Source organism: Bacillus sp. Bvel1 (assembly GCF_014872755.1).
Classification (GTDB): domain Bacteria; phylum Bacillota; class Bacilli; order Bacillales; family Bacillaceae; genus Bacillus; species Bacillus velezensis.
On record NZ_JAAOBZ010000004.1, the window covers coordinates 140,228 to 160,948 of the forward strand.

Annotated in this window: 19 protein-coding genes; 17 read left to right on the forward strand and 2 right to left on the reverse strand. The window is 48.0% G+C overall.

The window, feature by feature from the left end:
• The first annotated feature begins 46 nt into the window (after positions 1-46).
• From HAP68_RS01360 to HAP68_RS01370, 3 genes are read left to right on the forward strand one after another with little or no spacing between them, the layout of a single operon-like run.
• Positions 47-1,006 (forward strand): metal ABC transporter substrate-binding protein, encoded by a 960-nt coding sequence (locus HAP68_RS01360; RefSeq protein ID WP_024084862.1) that lies wholly within the window; start codon positions 47-49, stop codon positions 1,004-1,006.
• A gap of 54 nt (positions 1,007-1,060) precedes the next feature.
• Complete coding sequence (locus HAP68_RS01365; RefSeq protein ID WP_003156655.1) at positions 1,061-1,756, forward strand: metal ABC transporter ATP-binding protein; 696 nt, start codon at positions 1,061-1,063, stop codon at positions 1,754-1,756.
• Positions 1,714-2,553 carry a metal ABC transporter permease gene (locus HAP68_RS01370; protein ID WP_003156653.1) on the forward strand — a complete coding sequence of 280 codons (840 nt, stop codon included), beginning with the start codon at positions 1,714-1,716 and terminating at the stop codon, positions 2,551-2,553. Before HAP68_RS01365 ends, HAP68_RS01370 begins: the two co-directional genes overlap by 43 nt.
• A gap of 43 nt (positions 2,554-2,596) precedes the next feature.
• Here HAP68_RS01370 and HAP68_RS01375 read toward each other — a convergent pair whose 3' ends face one another.
• Positions 2,597-3,592 carry an LLM class flavin-dependent oxidoreductase gene (locus HAP68_RS01375; RefSeq protein ID WP_015388735.1) on the reverse strand — a complete coding sequence of 332 codons (996 nt, stop codon included), beginning with the start codon at positions 3,590-3,592 and terminating at the stop codon, positions 2,597-2,599.
• Between the two features lie 275 nt (positions 3,593-3,867).
• Here HAP68_RS01375 and HAP68_RS01380 point away from each other — a divergent pair, with 275 nt between their 5' ends.
• The 10 genes from HAP68_RS01380 (at position 3,868) to HAP68_RS01425 (ending at position 13,968) form a co-directional block, all read left to right on the forward strand.
• Entirely contained in the window at positions 3,868-4,464 is a 597-nt protein-coding gene (locus HAP68_RS01380; RefSeq protein WP_003156649.1) for a TerD family protein, read from the forward strand.
• 23 nt (positions 4,465-4,487) lie between these two features.
• Entirely contained in the window at positions 4,488-5,069 is a 582-nt protein-coding gene (locus HAP68_RS01385; RefSeq protein ID WP_003156648.1) for a TerD family protein, read from the forward strand.
• 33 nt (positions 5,070-5,102) lie between these two features.
• Positions 5,103-5,681, forward strand: coding sequence for a TerD family protein (locus tag HAP68_RS01390; RefSeq protein ID WP_003156645.1), 579 nt, complete (start codon positions 5,103-5,105; stop codon positions 5,679-5,681).
• 38 nt (positions 5,682-5,719) lie between these two features.
• Positions 5,720-6,493 (forward strand): TerC family protein, encoded by a 774-nt coding sequence (locus tag HAP68_RS01395; protein WP_003156644.1) that lies wholly within the window; start codon positions 5,720-5,722, stop codon positions 6,491-6,493.
• Positions 6,494-6,565: 72 nt separating this feature from the next.
• A complete protein-coding gene (locus tag HAP68_RS01400; protein WP_014304294.1) occupies positions 6,566-8,188 on the forward strand; it encodes a YceG family protein in 1,623 nt (540 codons plus the stop codon).
• Between the two features lie 6 nt (positions 8,189-8,194).
• On the forward strand, positions 8,195-9,283 hold the full coding sequence (locus HAP68_RS01405) for a toxic anion resistance protein (RefSeq protein WP_007609246.1): 1,089 nt from the start codon (positions 8,195-8,197) through the stop codon (positions 9,281-9,283).
• A 114-nt stretch (positions 9,284-9,397) separates the two neighbouring features.
• Entirely contained in the window at positions 9,398-10,600 is a 1,203-nt protein-coding gene (locus tag HAP68_RS01410) for an MFS transporter (RefSeq protein ID WP_003156641.1), read from the forward strand.
• A 381-nt stretch (positions 10,601-10,981) separates the two neighbouring features.
• Entirely contained in the window at positions 10,982-12,238 is a 1,257-nt protein-coding gene (opuAA, locus tag HAP68_RS01415) for a glycine/proline betaine ABC transporter ATP-binding protein OpuAA (RefSeq protein WP_003156640.1), read from the forward strand.
• A complete protein-coding gene (opuAB, locus tag HAP68_RS01420) occupies positions 12,239-13,087 on the forward strand; it encodes a glycine/proline betaine ABC transporter permease subunit OpuAB (protein ID WP_003156639.1) in 849 nt (282 codons plus the stop codon).
• The gene (locus HAP68_RS01425; RefSeq protein ID WP_024084863.1) at positions 13,087-13,968 is read left to right on the forward strand and encodes a glycine betaine ABC transporter substrate-binding protein; all 882 of its coding nucleotides are present in this window, start codon (positions 13,087-13,089) and stop codon (positions 13,966-13,968) included. Before opuAB ends, HAP68_RS01425 begins: the two co-directional genes overlap by 1 nt.
• Before the next feature lie 35 nt (positions 13,969-14,003).
• On the opposite strand, the gene HAP68_RS01430 is transcribed toward HAP68_RS01425, so the two are convergent.
• Positions 14,004-15,125 carry a M20 peptidase aminoacylase family protein gene (locus HAP68_RS01430; RefSeq protein WP_024084864.1) on the reverse strand — a complete coding sequence of 374 codons (1,122 nt, stop codon included), beginning with the start codon at positions 15,123-15,125 and terminating at the stop codon, positions 14,004-14,006.
• A gap of 134 nt (positions 15,126-15,259) precedes the next feature.
• Here HAP68_RS01430 and HAP68_RS01435 point away from each other — a divergent pair, with 134 nt between their 5' ends.
• The 4 genes from HAP68_RS01435 to HAP68_RS01450 all read left to right on the forward strand — a co-directional run bounded on the left by HAP68_RS01435 (position 15,260) and on the right by HAP68_RS01450 (position 20,704).
• Positions 15,260-16,693, forward strand: coding sequence for a YfcC family protein (locus HAP68_RS01435; protein ID WP_024084865.1), 1,434 nt, complete (start codon positions 15,260-15,262; stop codon positions 16,691-16,693).
• Between the two features lie 91 nt (positions 16,694-16,784).
• Positions 16,785-17,273, forward strand: a complete 489-nt coding sequence (locus HAP68_RS01440) for a DUF6773 family protein (RefSeq protein WP_003156631.1) — start codon at positions 16,785-16,787, stop codon at positions 17,271-17,273.
• A gap of 229 nt (positions 17,274-17,502) precedes the next feature.
• The gene (gene amyE / locus HAP68_RS01445) at positions 17,503-19,482 is read left to right on the forward strand and encodes an alpha-amylase (RefSeq protein WP_024084866.1); all 1,980 of its coding nucleotides are present in this window, start codon (positions 17,503-17,505) and stop codon (positions 19,480-19,482) included.
• Between the two features lie 268 nt (positions 19,483-19,750).
• Positions 19,751-20,704 (forward strand): L-lactate dehydrogenase, encoded by a 954-nt coding sequence (locus HAP68_RS01450; protein ID WP_024084867.1) that lies wholly within the window; start codon positions 19,751-19,753, stop codon positions 20,702-20,704.
• Positions 20,705-20,721 lie beyond the last annotated feature (17 nt).

A 20,721-nucleotide genomic window follows, 5' to 3' on the forward strand; every position in this document is an offset into this window, starting at 1 on the left:
TTTGGAAATCGTCATCATTCTGATTTACAGAACAGGGGGAAACGGCTTGTTTAAAAAATGGAGCGGAATCATTGTCATTGCGGCATGCTTTTTAATCGCGGCGGGCTGCGGCAATTCATCTTCAAAAGGTTCGTCAGGTTCTTCGAAAAGCGGCAAACTGCACGTCGTGACGACCTTTTATCCTATGTACGAATTCACGAAACAAATTGTCAAAGACAAAGGCGATGTAGACATTCTCATCCCGTCATCGGTCGAACCCCATGATTGGGAGCCGACGCCGAAGGATATCGCCGGCATTCAAAACGCCGATCTTTTCGTATACAACAGCGAATATATGGAGACATGGGTTCCTTCAGCGGAAAAAAGCATGAGCTCTGATCATGCGGAGTTTGTAAAGGCGTCGAAAGGAATTGACTTGCTCGAAGGTTCGGATGAAGAGGAAGAGGAACATGGACACGGCGGTCATGACCACAGCCGCAGCATGGACCCTCACGTGTGGCTCAGCCCGGTTCTTGCGCAAAAAGAGGTCAAAACCATTACGGCGCAGATCGTAAAACAGGACCCGAAGAATAAAGCATACTATGAGAAAAATAGTAAAGAATATATTGCAAAACTGCAGGATCTTGATAAACTATACCGTACAACATTAAATAAAGCGTCGAAAAAAGAATTGATCACACAGCACGCGGCATTCAGCTATCTCGCCAAAGAATACGGCTTAAAACAAGTCGCGATTGCAGGCCTTTCTCCTGAAGAAGAGCCGAGTGCGGCCAAACTGGCGGATCTCAAAACGTTTGCCAAAAAGCATGATGTGAAGATCATCTATTTTGAAGAAGTTGCATCGCCTAAAGTTGCAGATACACTTGCCGGTGAAATCGGCGCGAAAACGGAAGTGCTCAATACACTGGAAGGTTTAAGCCAAAAAGAACGGGATAAAGGCATCGGTTATATCGACATTATGGAGAAAAACCTTGATGCACTGAAAGATTCGCTATTGGTTAAATAACATAGTGTGCGCCGCGGGGTGCACACTATTTCTATGCGGGAAAGGAAGGTCAGCATGAATCTCGTTACATTACAGGATATCGTTTTTGGTTATTCGCATACACCCGTGCTTGACGGCGTGTCGCTGGAAATCAAAAGCGGCGAATTCGTCGGCATTACAGGACCGAACGGCGCGTCAAAATCGACGCTGATGAAAGTCATGCTCGGCATGCTCAGACCTTGGGAAGGAACGGCCGAGATCAGTAAAAAAAACGCTGCCGGAAAACGCCTGACAATCGGCTATGTTCCGCAGCAGATTTCTTCATTTAACGCAGGATTCCCAAGCACAGTTCTGGAGCTTGTGCAATCAGGCCGTTATACGAAAGGAAAATGGTTTAAACGATTGAACGAAACGGATCACCACGAGGTGGAAAACGCGCTGAAGATGGTGGAAATGTGGGATTTCCGCCACCGGAAAATCGGCGATTTATCCGGCGGACAGAAGCAGAAAATCTGCATTGCGAGAATGCTTGCAAGCAATCCGGATCTGCTGATGCTTGATGAACCGACAACCGCGGTTGACTATGAAAGCAGACAGGGTTTCTACGAATTTATGCACCATCAGGTGAAAAATCACAACCGCACTGTCGTCATGGTGACACACGAACAAAACGAAGTACAGCAGTATTTGGATAAAGTCATACGGCTTGAGAGGGGGGAAAAAGGCGGATGGAAATGTTTGACTTGGAATTCATGCGACGAGCTTTTCTAGCGGGAAGCATGATCGGAATTATGGCGCCGATATTAGGCGTATATCTCGTGCTGAGAAGACAGGCGCTGATGGCGGATACGCTGTCTCATATTTCATTGTCGGGCGTGGCCATCGGTTTTTTTCTCAGTACCAATATTACGGCGGCGAGCATCGTTGTCGTCACAATCGGAGCGATCGGCATCGAATATATGCGACGGGCATACCGTACATATTCAGAGGTATCCATCGCAATCTTAATGGCGGCCGGGCTGTCGTTTGCGATGTTTCTGATCAGCCTGTCAAAAGGCGGCGCGTCGATGAGCATCGATCAATATTTATTTGGATCGCTTGTCACGGTCAGCCAGCAGCAGGTCTATATTATCGGAGGCATTACCCTGCTGATTCTGCTTTATTTCATTATATTAAACAGACCGCTCTATCTGCTTACCTTTGACGAGGCGACGGCGAAGACATCAGGTATTAACACAAACCTCCTGTCAATGTCATTCAGCATCGTGACGGGGCTGGCGATTTCGGTCATTATTCCGATTATCGGCGTGCTGCTTGTTTCCGCGCTCCTCGTACTGCCCGCGGCTTTTGCAATCCGTATCGCCAAAGGGTTTAAATGGGTGTTTGCGGCGGCCATTATTATTTCTCTTTTCAGTGTGTTCATGGGGCTGACGTCTTCGTACCAGCTCGGAACGCCTCCGGGGCCGTCAATCACTTTACTGTTAATCATTCTGCTTCTGCTCGGCTTTATGCTGCAGGGGATTTGGAATGCGTTTAAAAAAGGAAAAGAACGAAAAAACCGCCGTTAAGCGGTGCAGCAGTCTCATCTGCTGCGCCGTTTGACGGCTTTTTTTACAGAAATATATCAGCAAGACGCTCATATGACTCTTTTTTTGCTTCGAAATCAAAGACGTTGCACAGCACCATCATCTCTTTTGTCTGATAACGTTCGGAAAGTTCAAGCAGACGGCGTTTCACTGCGGCAGCAGAGCCGATCACCATCCGCTTCCTATTTTCTGCAATCTGTTTACGGTCCTCCGGCGAATACGGATAAGCCTTCGCTTCTTCCACACTCGGCACGCGGCTGTCGGCGCCTTTTCCGATACGAAGAAGCCATAAATCCTGGCTTAAGGCGAGTTCTTCCGCTTTCTCATCCGTAGCTGCGCATATGACGAAAATGGCACAGAGTGAGGCCGGAGCGGAAAAATGGGAGGAGGCCCGGAAATGGTCCCGATAGATCTGAAAGGCTTTTACCCCGCGTTCCGGATTAATGAAATGGCCGAAGACATAGCCCGCACCTTGAAGAGCGGCGCGTCTGGCGCTGTTTTCCCCGAGGCCCAGCACCCAAAGCTGCGGGGCTGTTTCAATCAAAGGCGCTGTTTTTATTCCGGCATAAGCATGGTCCGAGGGAACCGAATCTGTCAGAAAGGATGATAAATCCTGAAGCTGCCTGTTGAACTCGGTCATACTTTTCTTTACCCCGTCTGTGAGGGCGAGCCGGATTTTCGTCGTGCCGCCCGGTGAGCGTCCGACCCCAAGGTCAATCCGGTTCGGATGCAGCGCCTCAAGCTGACGGAAAGTTTCCGCGACTTTATAGGGGCTGTACTGCGGCAGCAGCACGCCGCCTGATCCGACACGGATGGACGTTGTGGCTGCGGCGGTATGAGCGATCATAATTTCCGGCGAAACGCTTGCGAGCCCTCTTGTGCCGTGATGCTCGGCAAACCAGTACCGCTTATAGCCCCATCCTTCGCTGAGGCGGGCGAGCTCCGCTGAACGGCGGAGCGTCTCGTGCGGCCCGTTTCCTTTGGATACGGGCGCCTGATCAAGTATGCTTAAATCAATCACTCGTCTGCCCCTTTCCTGACATGTATTGATACAAGGATAGGAAAAATGTTCAGTCCCCGTCAATTTCTTTGTTTTCTCTATTCTCTCCGGAACGAAGGAGAATATAGGAAGTAATTTTTCGCCGTTTTTCGCCAAAAATTCTTATGTTTTATGAAACTTTGATATAATAAAAGACGTATATCTTAATAAACACCGGGATTCTTGTCCCGGAATTTAGTAAAAATGCGCACTTGCGGCGTGCTTAGCGGCACCCTTACAGAATAGGAGTGAATCATATGGCGATCTCTTTACAAAAAGGACAGCGGATTGATTTAACAAAAGGAAAAGCCGGCCTGTCAAAACTGCTGGTCGGACTCGGCTGGGACCCTGTATCATCCGGCGGCTTTTTCGGAAAGCTGTTCGGCGGAGGCGGTGCCAATATCGACTGTGACGCTTCCGTACTGATGCTTGAAAATGATAAAATGACAGACAGCAAAAACGTCATCTATTTCGGCAATCTGAAAAGCCGGTGCGGCGGTGTCGTACATACGGGTGACAACCTGACGGGTGAAGGCGACGGCGATGATGAACAAATTCTCATCGATTTGGCGAAAGTGCCCGCTCAGATTAATAAACTTGTGTTTGTCGTCAATATTTACGACTGCGTCAGACGAAAACAGGACTTCGGCATGATTCAAAACGCGTTCATCCGCGTCGTTGATCAGGCTAATCGCGAAGAACTGGTGACTTACAATTTAAGAGATAACTATTCAGGCAGAACGAGCCTGATCGCGGCTGAAATCTACCGCGAGGACGGCGAGTGGAAATTCGCCGCGGTGGGAGAAGGCACAAACGATACAAAAATCGGCGATATCGTTAACCGATACGCCTAAACGATAAAAAGGAGAGTGCACACATGGCAATTTCATTGGCAAAAGGACAAAAAGTAGATTTGACTAAAACAAATCCGGGTCTTTCTAAAGTCGTTGTCGGCCTTGGCTGGGATACAAACAAATACGACGGCGGACATGATTTTGATTTAGATTCCAGCGTCTTTCTATTAAATGAAGCAGGAAGATGCGCGTCGCCCGATGATTTTATTTTCTATAATCAGCTTGAAGGCGGAAACGGCTCTGTCGCACATTCAGGCGACAACCTCACAGGCCAGGGCGAGGGCGATGACGAAAGTGTAAGGGTCAACCTGAGCGCGGTGCCTGCCGCTATTGACAAAATTTCATTCGTCATCACGATTCATGAAGCGGAAGCGCGCGGCCAAAACTTCGGACAAGTTTCCAACGCGTTCGTTCGCATTGTCAATGAAGAGACAAATGAAGAGCTGATCCGCTACGATCTGGCTGAAGATTTCTCAATTGAAACAGCCATTATCGCAGGGGAGCTTTACAGACATAACGGCGAATGGAAATTTTCCGCGATCGGCTCAGGCTATCAAGGCGGACTGGCCCGTATTGCGACAGATTACGGCCTGCAAATCGGCTAAAACCATATCAAGCACAGAAGGGAGAGACGGCACATGGCTATTCAATTGGCGAAAGGACAGCGTGTTGATCTGACAAAAACGAACCCCGGTCTTACAAAAGCGGTGATCGGCTTAGGCTGGGATACGAACAAGTACTCCGGAGGGCATGACTTTGACCTTGACGCGTCGGCTTTTCTTGTCGATGCCCATGACAACTGTGTTAATGATCTTGATTTTGTTTTCTACAATAACCTGGAACACCCGAGCGGCGGCGTCATCCATACGGGAGACAACCGGACGGGCGAGGGAGAGGGAGACGATGAACAAATTATCGTCGATTTCTCAAAAATACCCGCAAATATTGAAAAGATCGGCATCACCGTCACGATTCATGATGCGGAAGCGCGCGGCCAAAATTTCGGACAAGTTTCGAACGCGTTCGTGCGCGTCGTCGATGAAAACAGCCAGAATGAACTGCTTCGTTTCGATTTAGGGGAAGACTTCTCAATTGAAACGGCGGTTGTCGTTTGTGAGCTTTACCGCCATGGGGCTGAATGGAAGTTTAACGCCATCGGCAGCGGGTTTTCCGGCGGTCTGGCATCACTTTGCCGGAATTACGGCTTGCAGGTGTAAGCAGGAAATTACCGTTTTACTAAATAGGAGGAAAAAACTTGGATTTTCTACATCATATTATGTCGACCTACGCTTCCTTTTTTGATTGGAAAATGTGGGGTGAGGTGCTGACTGACCCTGTATCATGGGGGCTGATCGGTTCCTTGGTTCTGCTGGAAGGGCTGCTGTCGGCCGACAATGCGTTAGTGCTTGCGGTTATGGTAAGGCATCTGCCTGAAAAACAGCGGAAGAAAGCATTAACATACGGATTGTTCGGGGCATATATTTTCCGCTTTATCTTTATCGGAATCGGGATGCTTCTCATTAAGTTCTGGTGGATCAAAGTGCTTGGCGCGCTGTACCTGGCTTGGCTCGTCATTAAGCATTTCTGGATCGGAGAAGGTGATGACGATACGGAAGGCATGAAGAAAAATTCATGGATGGTCCGTACGTTCGGAATTTTCTGGGCCACTGTCGTTTCAGTTGAGTTAATGGATCTGGCCTTCTCTGTTGACAGCATTTTAGCCGCGTTTGCGGTATCGGAAAAAGTGTGGGTGCTCTTGATCGGCGGTATGCTCGGCATTCTCATGATGCGTACAGTCGCAAAAGTATTCCTTGTGTTAATTGATAAAATCCCTGAGCTTGAAAACACGGCTTTTGTGCTGATCGGGATTATCGCCGTGAAAATGGCGGCGAGCGCCTTTGATTATGAAATGCCGCACGTGGTGTTCTTCGGAATCATCATCGCTGCATTTGTGGTCACGTTTATTATCCACTATTTCAACAAACAAAAGCAGGTTCAGGAGCAGACGGCTGCATCTAAAGAAGAATAAAACAAAAAAGGAGGGAGAGTTCATTTCCTTCCTTTTTTGTACCGATTATCATGAAGAGAAAGGAGGAAAATGATGAAGCAGGAAGAATTGGTGATCCGAAAGGCCGAGCCGGAAAATGATGACTGGGAAACGTTTCTGATGCGGCCGCTGCCGGAACGTCCCGGTTACGAGCGGGAAAACGGGCTGGCGTTTACCCGGCTTGCCGTCCGGATTTTGGGCACTCCTTATGATGAGACGGAGTATTACAGTAAGCTTTTCGAGCTGTCTTCTCATGAAAACATCCATGTGTTGAGCGAGACGCTGGATAAGACCATCGCGCCGGAAACTTTTCAGGCGCTGCAGCACATTCATTCGGTCAATCAAAAAGAGAAAGGGCTTTCGGTTTCCAGGTTTGTCGCGTTTCTCGATGGGGGCAGGCTGCTTGCCAAACACGCTGATCCGCTTATGCACCGCCGGCTGAGGACCGCGTTTATGACGCTTTTGGAAACCTTTGCGGACCGGCATGAAAACGGGCTGAATCATCCCGATTTCCGGCGTGTGCTCTTGGATGTGTCAAAGTTTTCGCTGAACCACCTGAATCCATGGCTCGAACAAGCCGATATAGAGCGTGAGATGCCGAAGGTGGTGTGGTATGGAGACGCGACCAAAAGCCAGCTCTATTTTCTCTATTATCTCATGCTGATCGGCTGTGATGTCCTATTGTTTCATCCGGCTGCGGAAGATCCGTTCAGCTTGATTGATCCGGATGAGGAGCTCAGCTTTGTGATAAAGCTCCCCGCAACAGGCGGTCTTGAGCCTTTTCCGAAAGAAAAGCCGGACAGAACGTCCACGACGGCCTACCGGTCAACGAAAGAAATTGAGCATGTGCTGAACCATGAGGAATCCATGATGTATAAGCCTTGGCAGTTCAGGGAGCACACCCCGCAGTCCGTGACCTTAAAAACGACGTATGATGAGTTATTTCTCATTGCGAAGGAGCGGGCGTTTATCCGGCCGCAATTTAAAGCGGACAGGGAGCGGGTGGCCGTTCCGAACCTTTTTGCTAAAGTGATGGGGGTTTCCAAAGATACGAAAGAATATTGGAACAGACTCCATACCGCCGCGGACTATCAGGAGACACACATGATCCGCAGTTTTCCGTTTACGGAAGAGCTGAAAGCCAACTACCAGTATCACTACAGTCAGGTTTTAAATGAAAAAGGAGAGGTTGACGCGGACAGGCTGAAAAGAAGCAACATCTGGCAGTACAAGCATCTGCCTTCAGGTGTGCAGAGCGCCATCGCCAATGTGATTTCTGACATGTGCAGAAACCCAGGGCTGAAGGCTTTGCCCGGGGAGCAGTCAAGGGATGCCGCAATCTATTTGTTCCGCCAGGCGACGAATCTGCCCGCTTCGCTGCTGCAATTGATTCAGACGTTTGATTACGCCCAAACCGTTCCGAAACTCGTTTTATATCATACGGAACAAAATGGCGAACTCACACGTTCTGATGCCGCCGCTCTTTTGTTTTTAAATAAATTCGGCGTCGATATCATCTTGTATAATCCGCCGGGCCATCAGGACATTGAGCATTATATTGAAGAAAGCCAATTTGATGTCCATTGGCTGGAGGACATGGTGTTTCGGCAGGAATATAAGGAGCCGTCACTCGTAAGAAAGCTGTTTAGAACCATTACGCAAAAGCAGGGAGAGTAAATAAATATGACAGAAAATCAAAATCCGCTTGTTCTTGATAAAAATGAAGAGATTTCTGAACAAAAAGCAGATGACATCAGGGTGCAGCTGCGCCAAGACCCTGAGGTGCAGCGCATTTCGCAGCAGATTGACGTGAAAAACCAAATGGAGCTGCTTGAGTACGGAAAAGAACCGGCAGTTGAAATCTCGAAGTTCTCCGACCGCATCTTAAATATGATGAAAACAACAAGTGTCACGGATTCAGGCACAATGCTGACGCAGCTCGGAAAAATCATGGACCGTTTCGACAAAAATGATTTCGATGAACCAAAAGGATTTCTCGCTAAAATGTTCAAACGCGGCAACAGCATGATTGAAAAGATTTTTCAAAAGTACCGCACCCTGGGCGGAGAAATTGAAAAAATCCACGTCGAAATTTCGAAATACAAAGATGAAATGGCAAAGACGAACCATACGCTTGAAGAGATGTATGAAAACAACATTAACTACTACATGGAGCTTGAAAAATATGTTGTCGCCGGGCAGATGAAGCTTGAGGAAATGCAGGCGCTCATTCCTTCTTATGAAGAAAAAGCGGCCGGCGGAAACCAGCTTGCGCAAATGCAGCTTGATACGCTGCGTGACGGGCTTCAGGCGCTTGAGGAACGTGTCTATGATTTAGATATGGCGCGGATGGTGGCGCTGCAGACAGCGCCGCAGATCCGCCTCCTTCAGCGCGGAAATACGAAGCTCATCGGAAAAATCAATTCCGCTTTCGTCATTACGATTCCGATTTTCAAAAACGGCATCATTCAGGCTGTCACAGTCAAACGGCAAAAGCTTGTGGCTGATTCAATGAGCGAGCTGGACCGCCGCACGAATGAAATGCTGAAGCGCAACGCTGAAAATATTTCAAACCAAAGCGTGGAGATTGCCCGTATGGCAGGCCGTCCGAGCATTGACATTGAGACGATTGAAACGTCTTGGAATACGATTGTCAGCGGTATGCAGGAAACGAAACAGATCGAGGAAGAGAACAGACGTATCAGAGAAGACGGAGCGAAACGGATTCAACAGCTTCAGGATAATATTAAAAACGCAGTCTTAAAGAATTAACACACACCCCGCTTGCTTACGGCAAGCGGGATTTTTTTGTGAAAAAGGTAATGACAACGTGTAAAGACAGGTGTAAACTTATACGGTAATCATTTTCGATTTGAGGTGCTGCTTATGAACAAACAACCTGCCGTCACTCCGCGAAAACTTCTGGCGATTGCCGGAATGGGCTGGCTGTTTGATGCGATGGATGTCGGAATTTTATCGTTTATTATCGCCGCGCTTCACACTGATTGGAATTTAACACCCGATCAAATGAAATGGATCGGAAGCGTCAATTCCATCGGTATGGCAGCGGGCGCCTTTGTATTCGGAATGCTGGCCGACAGGATCGGCCGGAAAAAAGTGTTTATGATCACGCTGTTATTCTTTTCTGTCGGAAGCGGCATATCCGCTTTTGCAACGGGATTGACGGTTTTTCTCATATTGCGTTTTCTGATCGGAATGGGGCTTGGCGGGGAACTGCCTGTCGCCTCGACGCTCGTGTCAGAAGCGTCCGCTCCCGAAAAGCGGGGACGGATCATCGTGCTGCTTGAGAGCTTTTGGGCAGCGGGCTGGCTTCTTGCGGCGGTGATTTCCTACTTTGTCATACCGTCATTCGGCTGGCAGGCCGCACTGCTCTTAACGGCGCTGGCCGCGTTTTATGCGCTGTACTTGCGGAAAAGCCTTCCGGAATCACCGGCGCATCAGGCATTGACGCAGAAAAAAAGCATACGCGGGCAGGCGGGAAGTGTCTGGACGAAACCGTATATCCGGCCGACGGTGCTGCTGTCTGTCGTTTGGTTCTGTGTCGTCTTTTCTTATTACGGCATGTTTTTATGGCTGCCGAGCGTGATGCTGATGAAAGGCTACAGCATGATTGAGAGCTTCGAATATGTCCTTCTGATGACGCTTGCCCAGCTTCCCGGATATTTCTCAGCGGCGTGGCTGATCGAAAAAGCGGGGCGGAAGACCATCTTAGTCATCTATTTGCTCGGAACGGCGGGCAGCGCTTATTTCTTCGGTGCCGCGGATTCATTGGCCATGCTGCTCACGGCCGGCATGCTGCTGTCCTTTTTCAATCTCGGCGCATGGGGCGTGCTTTACGCCTATACACCGGAGCAGTACCCTGCGGCGATCCGCGCGACCGGTTCCGGAACAACCGCGGCCGTCGGCAGAATCGGCGGCATTTTCGGTCCGCTTCTCGTCGGATCGCTTGCAGCACGGAACGTTTCGTTTACAGCTATTTTCGCCGTCTTTTGTGCGGCCATCCTGATTGCTGTCATCACCATTATTATTCTCGGAAAAGAAACGAAACAGACAGAGCTTGCGCAATGAGCACCCTTTTGGGGTGCTTTTTTTAGTGAGCTGTCTGTTGGCAGACCTATATTTTTCCTTAAAATTCCTTATTTTCAGGAGGCGAAAACTTCTTTTTCCGGGACAATGTCGCAAAAAAATTCTTGTATTTGTAAAAAAAGGATAGGAAATCAGTTTGCAACACATTCGATGGAAACGTTCTCAAGCCTGATAAAAGCCCGATTTCCTTTATAATTTATCCTCAATAAGGAGGATTAGAGAGTATTTAGAAGCATACCAGAGGAAAATAAGACACAGGGATGTTTTTAAAGTAATGATACAAAATAAACGGGATTATGATGTTTGTTTGACTTATTACAAACGTGTTACGGTATTAAAGATTGCTTATTATGGAGGGAAAATATGAATTTGGATGAGAAACCAATTAAGATAAAAGTCGAAAATGTATCTAAGGTTTTCGGAAAACAGACAAAAAAAGCCATTCAGATGCTGTCCAGCGGAAAAAACAAAAAAGAGATCCTGAAAGCGACCGGATCAACCGTTGGTGTCAATCAAGCAAACTTTGATGTATATGATGGGGAGATATTTGTCATCATGGGTCTATCGGGGAGCGGTAAATCAACTTTAGTTCGGCTGTTAAACCGGCTTATTGAACCGACTGCCGGGAATATTTATATTGATGGTGACATGATAACAAATATGTCAAAAGACCAGCTCCGGGAAGTGCGCCGGAAAAAAATCAGCATGGTCTTTCAAAAATTTGCGCTGTTTCCGCACAGAACGATTCTTGAAAATACGGAATACGGGTTGGAACTCCAAGGCGTCGACAAAAAAGAGCGTGAGCAAAAAGCGCTTGATTCGCTTAAACTTGTCGGTCTTGAAGGCTTTGAACACCAATTCCCAGATCAGCTCAGCGGAGGAATGCAGCAGCGTGTCGGACTTGCCCGCGCATTGACGAATGATCCTGACATTCTTCTGATGGATGAAGCTTTCAGTGCGCTTGATCCGCTGATCCGCAAAGACATGCAGGATGAGCTTTTAGACCTTCATGACTCTGTCGGCAAGACGATCATCTTCATCACGCATGATCTTGATGAAGCATTGCGCATCGGCGACAGAATCGTGCTGATGAAAGACGGTAACATCGTTCAGATCGGGACGCCTGAAGAAATTCTGATGAGCCCGTCCAATGAATACGTTGAGAAATTCGTTGAGGACGTTGACTTATCCAAAGTTCTGACAGCGGGCCACATCATGAAGCGCGCTGAAACCGTGCGGATTGACAAAGGGCCTCGTGTAGCGCTGCAGCTCATGAAGAATCTCGGTATTTCTTCTATTTACGCCGTTGATAAACAGAAACAGCTTCTCGGCGTCATTCACGCGGCGGATGCGAAAAAAGCGGTGGAATCCGACTTATCGCTTCAGGATATTTTAAATACTGAATTTACGACTGTGCATGAAAGCACATACTTGACGGAAATTTTCGATGTCGTGTCTGATGCGAATATTCCGATCGCCGTCACGGACGATAAGGACCGCATGAAAGGCATTGTCGTAAAAGGCGCATTAATCGGCGCGCTTTCAGGAAATAACGATTATATAAATGTTGAAGATTCTGCTGAACAAGCTCAGGATTCTTCTGTTCAGGGGGTGAAGTAAATGGACAGATTGCCTAGAATTCCGTTAGCAGATATCGTTGACCGGTTTGTTGACTGGCTTACCATGACGTTCGGAGGTTTCTTTGACGGAATCTCAAACGGTTTGGCCGCTTTCGTAAACGCGATTGTGAGCGGTTTGGGTTTCATCCCGTCTATTTTATTGACTGTTATTTTTGCAGCTCTCGCTTGGTGGATCAGTACGAGAGGAATTGCACTCTTTACGTTAATCGGATTCCTTGTTATTGATTATTTGGGTTATTGGTCGCCGATGCTGCAAACGTTGGCGCTTGTCGTCACATCTGTTTTGATTTCCATTATTATCGGGGTTCCGATCGGCATATGGGCGTCTCAGAAAGAAACAGTCCGCCGCATTGTCACACCGATTCTGGATTTAATGCAGACCATGCCGGCTTTCGTATACCTGCTGCCTGCAATTTTCTTCTTTAATATCGGGGTTGTGCCAGGCGTTGTGGCATCTGTTATTTTCGCGATGCCTCCGACGATCCGCATGACGGTTCTCGGTATTAAACAGGTTCCGGCTGATCTGATTGAAGCGACGGAAGCATTCGGTTCAACGACGTCTCAGCGTCTGTTCAAGGTGCAGCTTCCGCTTGCCACAAAAACAATTCTTGCCGGTATTAACCAAAGCATCATGCTTGCTTTGTCAATGGTCGTTATCGCGGCCATGGTCGGTGCGCCGGGCCTCGGTTCTGAAGTATACAGCGCCGTGACACAGTTGAAAACCGGTGTCGGAGTGGAAGCGGGTATCGCGATCGTTATCGTAGCGATTACACTCGACCGTATCACGCAAAACATTAAAGTGAAGAAGAAGAGCAGGGGGAATGCCTGATGCTTAAGAAAATCATCGGTGTCGGCGTTACCGCTGCGCTGGCTCTTTCTTTGGCTGCCTGCGGTTCGCAGCCTGATGGTAAGGCAACGGCTGCGGACCAGGTGAACAAAACCATTATCGGTATCGATCCGGGATCGGGGATCATGGCCCTGACGGATGAGGCCGTGAAGGATTACGGATTGAAAGACTGGAATGTCATCACGGCGTCAAGTGCCGCCATGACGGCGACATTGAAGAAGTCATATGACCGGAAAAAGCCGATCATCGTAACGGGCTGGACGCCGCACTGGATGTTCTCCAGATACAAGCTGAAGTTCCTTGATGATCCGAAAAAAACGTACGGAACTGCCGAGCAGATTCATACGATTACAAGAACCGGCTTCAGTAAGGAACAGCCTAACGCGGCCAAAGTTCTCAGCCAGTTCAAATGGACGCAGGACGATATGGGAGAAGTCATGATTGCCGTTGAGGAAGGCGAAAAGCCGGCCAAAGCCGCAGCTGATTATGTGAAAAAACATAAAGACCAAGTGGCTCAATGGACAAAAGGCGCCCATAAAGTCAAAGGGGATAAAATCAACCTGGCTTATGTGGCATGGGACAGTGAAATCGCAAGTACGAATGTAATCGGAAAAGTATTTCAAGACCTCGGCTATGACGTGAAGCTGACGCAAGTGGAGGCAGGACCGATGTGGACTGCGATTGCGACAGGCAGCGCGGATGCGTCATTGTCTGCTTGGCTTCCGAATACCCATAAGGCATATGCGTCTAAATATAAAGGCAAATATGAAGATGTAGGAACGAGTCTGACAGGCGTCAAGATGGGTTTGGTCGTTCCTCAGTACATGAAAAACGTCAATTCAATTGAAGATCTGAAGAAGTAATGAAGAAAAGCAGCCCTGTAACGGGCTGCTTTTTTTTATGCTTCAAACGATTTGAGGACGGCGTCCGTTAATATCTCAGCGCCAGTAAAGATGGCGCTTCGGTCAAATGTCATTTGGGGATGGTGAAGTCCAGGCTCCAGGCCGCACCCTAGGCCGAGCATCGTCGTTTTCAAGTTCGGAACCTTTAACCCGTAAAAGTGAAAATCCTCTCCTCCGGTTGTCACAAGAGGTTCATCCACATGTTCTTCTCCGAGAATGCTGCTGATCGCAGATGCCATGATGGCTTCCGCCTCCTTGTTTCGCTCGGCTGCCGGGAGGCTGTGTTCTTTTTGCAGTTCGATTTTTGCGCCGAATGCGGCAGCCGCCGCCTCACAGGCTCTTTCGGTTTCGGCGGTTAATTTCTCCATGGCGGCATTGGTTTGTGCGCGGAGATCAAGGCTGAACGATGCTTTTCCCGGAATGATATTGGAACTTTCTCCGCCTGCCTGAAGCTTTGTCATCTTCACGGAATGCGGGATGCCGGGATCAAGATGAATGAAGCTGAGTTTTTGGACGAGAAGAGCGGCGATTTCGATACTGTTAAGCCCGAGATGCGGTCTCGCGCCGTGGGCTTCTTCTCCGATAATCAGGCCTTCTATATGCCGGCTTGAGCCATGCAGAATGGACGGTGCGCATCGGCCGTTTGCCGTTTCCTGTACGGGGCGCACGTGCACGCCGTATAAGAAGTCAACATCATCCAGTACGCCTTTTTCAATCATTTTCAGCGCTCCGCCGCCTTTTTCTTCAGCCGGCTGAAAAATAAAGCGGATGGTGCCCTTCGGAAGCTTCGGCTGACTCTTTAAAAGCATCATCGTGCCGAGCGCCATCGTCATATGTGAATCATGTCCGCATGAATGGTTCGCCTGAAAGACACCGTCCACTTCCTGCCACAGCGCGTCAATATCCGCCCGGACAGCCACAACGGGCGAGCCTTCTCCGATTTCGCCGACAACACCGGTGCAATCATCAAACGTACGGATTCGGCAGCCGGCCTCTTTCAGTTTTTCAGTCAGATATTCAGTTGTTTGATATTCTTTCCAGCTTACTTCGGGATTGGCGTGCAGGTGGTCAAAAATGTCCATAATGACTTGCTTTTCATGCTCTGTGAGTCTGTTCATGCCGTAAGTCCTCCTTCAAAAGCTGTCTGTTTTTTATTTTTTGATATTGAAAACAGGCAATCGGTCTGTATATAATATAGCACATATCTGTATTTTCTGAATAGTTTATAAATTTAAAGCGGGATGGTGATGTTATGGCTGTGCCGAAGGCCGAACCTGTATTGAAAAAGAAGAAATTGTTTGTGATGCCTGATGCTTATGTGCTGCTGTTCATTGTCGCTTTACTATGCGCGATAGCATCATACATCGTTCCTGCGGGGGAATTTGACAGGGTGACAAAGGGCAGTGTGACGTCCGCCGTCCCGGGAAGTTATCATTCTTTAGACCAGTCTCCTGTCAGCCCGATCGCTTTTTTTACCGCGATTCAGGAAGGGATGACAAGTTCCGCGCCGATTATTTTTTTAATCCTGTTTACGGGCGGCACCATTGCGATTTTGGAGAAAACGGGCGCCATCAATGGATTGATCAGTAATGTCATCAGTACGTTCCGCACCAAACAGCTGCTGTTTATTGCAATTGTCGGATCTCTATTTTCGATCCTCGGCACAACCGGCATCGTCGTTAATTCCGTGATCGGTTTTATTCCGATCGGCCTGATCGTCGCCCGTTCGCTGAAATGGGATGCCGTGGCCGGAGCGGCCGTCATTTATATCGGCTGTTATGCCGGGTTTAACGCGACGATTTTATCACCTTCACCGCTCGGGTTATCACAAAGCATCGCGGAGCTGCCGCTGTTTTCCGGCATCGGCCTGCGGATTGCCGTCTACATTTGTTTTCTGCTATCATCTATTTTATATATTTATCGGTATACGAGAAGGCTCAGAAAAGCAAAGGACGCCAGTCTGCTGGGGAACGATTGGTTTCCGGCAGCAGGTTCAATCCCGCAGGCTTCAGATCCGGAGGACAAGCCAGTCCCGTTTACCGTCCGCCATAAATTGATTCTGGCTGTCGCGGCTTTGTCGCTTGCCGGCTTTTTATACGGCGCGCTTACTCTTGACTGGTCTGATTCAGAGATGGCCGCCGTGTTCATTTTTATCTCAATCGTGTCAGGCCTGATTGCGGGAATGGCGGCAAATGATATCGCAAAAACGTTTATTACAGGCTGTCAGGGGCTCGTTTACGGCGCGCTGATCGTCGGAATGGCGAGAAGCATTTCCGTTATTCTGGAACACGGAAAGCTGCTTGATACGGTAGTCAATGGACTTGCGTCACTGCTGCACGGTTTCAGCCCGATGGCAGGCGCAATCGGAATGTATATTTCCAGCGCCCTGCTTCATTTTCTGATATCATCGGGCTCAGGGGAGGCGGTCGTATTTATTCCGATTTTGGCGCCGCTTGCCGATCTGATGGGCATCACGAGACAGGTCGCGGTTGAAGCGGTCATGCTTGGGGAAGGCGTCGTAAACTGTGTCAATCCGACTTCCGGCGTTCTGATGGCCGTACTGGCTGCCAGCGGCATTCCGTACGTAAAGTGGCTTCGCTTCATGATTCCGCTGGCGCTGATTTGGTTTGTCATCGGCCTTGTGTTTATCTGCATAGGCGTCCTGATCAATTGGGGCCCTTATTAACATTTTTGTCAATGATATTTCGGTTTATCATTATGAATCGGCAAGATATAATGGGAGTTGTAAGCCATTCTTAATAGTACGGGAGGAAGTCATGAATCAGCGTCGGAACAGACTTTCAAACGTGAATGGAAAGAGTGAGAGTGTGAAAGAGAAAGAACGAATGATTTGGTCAGAAGTCGGAATGCTTGTGGGCACACTGTCTTTGCTTGACATCATCGTACGCGGACTTGTTCTGAACTGTCCGTTTAGGGAATGGGCCGGAAGCTTGGCGGTTTTCTTCATTATAATTGTTTATTATTGCATCAGGGCGGGAGCGTCGGGAATGCTCATGCCGAGAATAGACACCAAAGAAGAACTGAAAAAGCGGGTGAAGCAGCAGCGGATAGATTCAATAGCAGTCACTTTTGCGGTGGCGGCGCTTACGATGTACGACAGGGGGTTTCCCCATACATTCTTTGCTTGGCTGAAAATGATCTTTCTTTTTATCGTCTGCGGAGGCATTCTGTTTCTGCTTCGGTATGTCATTGTGAAGCTGTCTTACAGAAGAGCGATAAAAGAAATAAAAAAGAAATCATCTTGACAGGTGGTTTCTTTTTTTGTTTGAAAGCGGGAAGTCTTTTTAATTGATAGGAATATAGATTTGAATTCACTCTGCCGCGTTGCTTTGATAGAGAGAGTATGATAAGTTGAAATGTAAGCGTTAACAGAATTCTCCAGTCTTCACAACAGTTGAAAGGAGCTGAAGAAAGAGTAAGAGGAATTTTTGACTCCGCAGTCAGTCTTCAAAAATGAAATAAGGAGTGTCAAAAATGTTTGAAAAACGATTCAAAACCTCTTTACTGCCGTTATTCGCCGGATTTTTATTGCTGTTTCATTTGGTTTTGTCAGGCCCGGCGGCTGCAAACGCTGAAACTGCAAACAAATCGAATGAGGTGGCCGCGTCATCGGTCAAAAACGGGACCATCCTTCATGCCTGGAATTGGTCGTTCAATACGTTAACACAAAATATGAAAGAGATTCGTGATGCGGGCTATGCAGCCATTCAGACGTCTCCGATTAACCAAGTAAAGGAAGGGAACCAAGGAGATAAAAGCATGAGGAACTGGTACTGGCTGTATCAGCCGACATCGTACCAAATCGGCAACCGTTACTTAGGCACTGAACAAGAATTTAAGGACATGTGTGCAGCCGCGGAAAAATATGGCGTAAAAGTCATTGTTGATGCGGTTATCAATCATACCACCAGCGATTACGCCGCGATTTCTGACGAGATTAAGCGTATTCCAAACTGGACCCATGGAAACACACAAATTAAAAATTGGTCGGACAGGTGGGACGTCACTCAAAATTCATTGCTTGGGCTGTATGATTGGAATACACAGAATACTGAGGTGCAAACCTATCTGAAACGTTTCTTGGAAAGAGCATTGAATGACGGAGCGGACGGGTTCCGCTATGATGCCGCCAAGCATATAGAGCTTCCGGATGATGGGAATTACGGCAGCCGATTTTGGCCGAATATCACAAATACATCGGCGGAGTTCCAATACGGAGAAATCCTGCAAGACAGCGCGTCCAGAGATACTGCTTATGCGAATTATATGAATGTGACGGCTTCTAACTATGGGCATTCCATCAGATCCGCTTTAAAGAACCGTAATCTGAGTGTGTCGAATATCTCCCATTATGCATCTGACGTGTCTGCGGACAAGTTGGTCACATGGGTGGAATCACATGATACGTATGCCAATGATGAGGAAGAGTCCACATGGATGAGTGATGACGATATTCGTTTAGGCTGGGCAGTGATTGGTTCCCGCTCAGGAAGCACGCCTCTTTTCTTTTCCAGACCTGAGGGCGGAGGAAATGGTGTAAGATTTCCTGGAAAAAGTCAAATAGGAGATCGCGGGAGCGCCTTATTTAAAGATCAGACGATCACTGCGGTCAATCAATTTCACAATGTAATGGCCGGGCAGCCTGAGGAACTCTCGAATCCGAATGGGAACAATCAAATATTGATGAATCAGCGCGGCTCAAAAGGCGTTGTGCTGGCTAATGCGGGATCGTCTTCTGTCACCGTCAATACTTCAACGAAATTGCCTGACGGCAGGTATGATAATAGGGCCGGCGCCGGTTCATTTCAAGTAGCGAACGGCAAACTGACAGGTACGATCAATGCCAGATCCGCGGCTGTTCTTTATTCTGATGATATTGGAAATGCGCCTCAGGTCTTTCTTGAGAATTACCAAACGGGGGCAGTCCATTCTTTCAATGATCAGCTGACGGTCACCCTGCGTGCAAATGCGAAAACAACAAAAGCCGTTTACCAAATCAATAATGGGCAGCAGACAGCATTTAAGGATGGAGACCGATTAACGATCGGGAAAGGAGATCCAATCGGCACGACATACAACATCAAGTTAACCGGAACGAACGGCGAGGGTGCAGCGAGAACCCAAGAATACACGTTTGTCAAAAAAGACCCGGCCCAAACCAACATCATTGGCTATCAAAATCCGGATCATTGGGGCCAGGTAAATGCTTATATTTACAAACATGATGGAGGCGGGGCCATAGAATTAACCGGATCGTGGCCGGGGAAAGCAATGACTAAGAATGCAAATGGAATTTACACGCTGACGCTGCCTGCGAATGCGGATACGGCCAATGCCAAAGTGATTTTTAACAATGGCAGCGCCCAAGTGCCCGGGCAGAACCAGCCCGGATTTGATTATGTGCAGAATGGTTTGTATAACAACTCCGGTTTAAACGGTTATCTTCCGCATTAATGGATAGGGCTATCATCACATCAGCGTGCCGGCAAACCCTCGCTTCTGGGAAAAGGACAGCACGTCTTCAATCACGCTGAAAAGATACAACATCCTAAAACGGTTCCGTTTTAGGATGTTGTCAACAATCTGGAAACCATCATCGATATTTTTTGTCCAAAAATCAAACTTTTCTCTTGCAAAAGTTTGTGAAGTGTTGCACAATATAAATGTGAAATTATTCACAAGTTAAAAACAGACACCACGAAACACTGGAGGATGAGCATACATGATGAACGAACGAGTGAACAAAGTAGCATTAATCGGAGCAGGTTTTGTTGGAAGCAGTTATGCATTTGCGTTAATTAACCAAGGGATCACAGATGAGCTTGTGATCATTGATGTAAATAGAGAAAAAGCCATGGGCGATGTCATGGATTTAAATCACGGAAAGGCATTTGCACCTCATCCGGTGAAAACGTCTTACGGAACATATGAAGATTGCAAGGATGCCGATATCGTATGCATCTGTGCCGGAGCCAATCAAAAACCGGGCGAAACGAGACTTGAGCTGGTCGAAAAAAATCTCGCCATTTTTAAAAGCATTGTCGGTGAAGTAATGGCAAGCGGATTTGACGGCATCTTCCTCGTTGCCACAAACCCGGTCGACATTCTCACTTATGCGACATGGACATTCAGCGGTCTGCCGAAAGAACGCGTCATCGGCAGCGGCACGACACTGGATTCTGCGCGATTCCGTTATATGCTGAGTGAATATTTCGGAGCCGCTCCGCAAAACGTACACGCCCACATTATCGGCGAGCACGGCGATACCGAGCTTCCTGTATGGAGTCACGCCAATATCGGCGGAGTGCCGGTGCAGCAGTTGCTGGAGAAAAATGCAGCTTACAAACAGGACGAGCTGGATCAGATCGTGGACGATGTGAAAAACGCCGCCTATCATATTATTGAGAAAAAAGGCGCGACATATTACGGAGTGGCGATGAGCCTCGCCCGCATCACAAAAGCGATTTTGCGTAATGAAAACAGTATTTTAACCGTCAGCACATATCTGGACGGGCAATACGGTGTAAACGACGTCTTTATCGGCATTCCGGCTGTCGTCAATCGGAACGGCATCGCCGGTGTGACGGAACTTGAGCTGAATGAAACAGAACAGCGTCAATTCAACCATAGCGCAAACGTGCTGAAAGACATTCTCGCTCCGCATTTCGCGGAGTAAACAAAAAAGCAGTACAT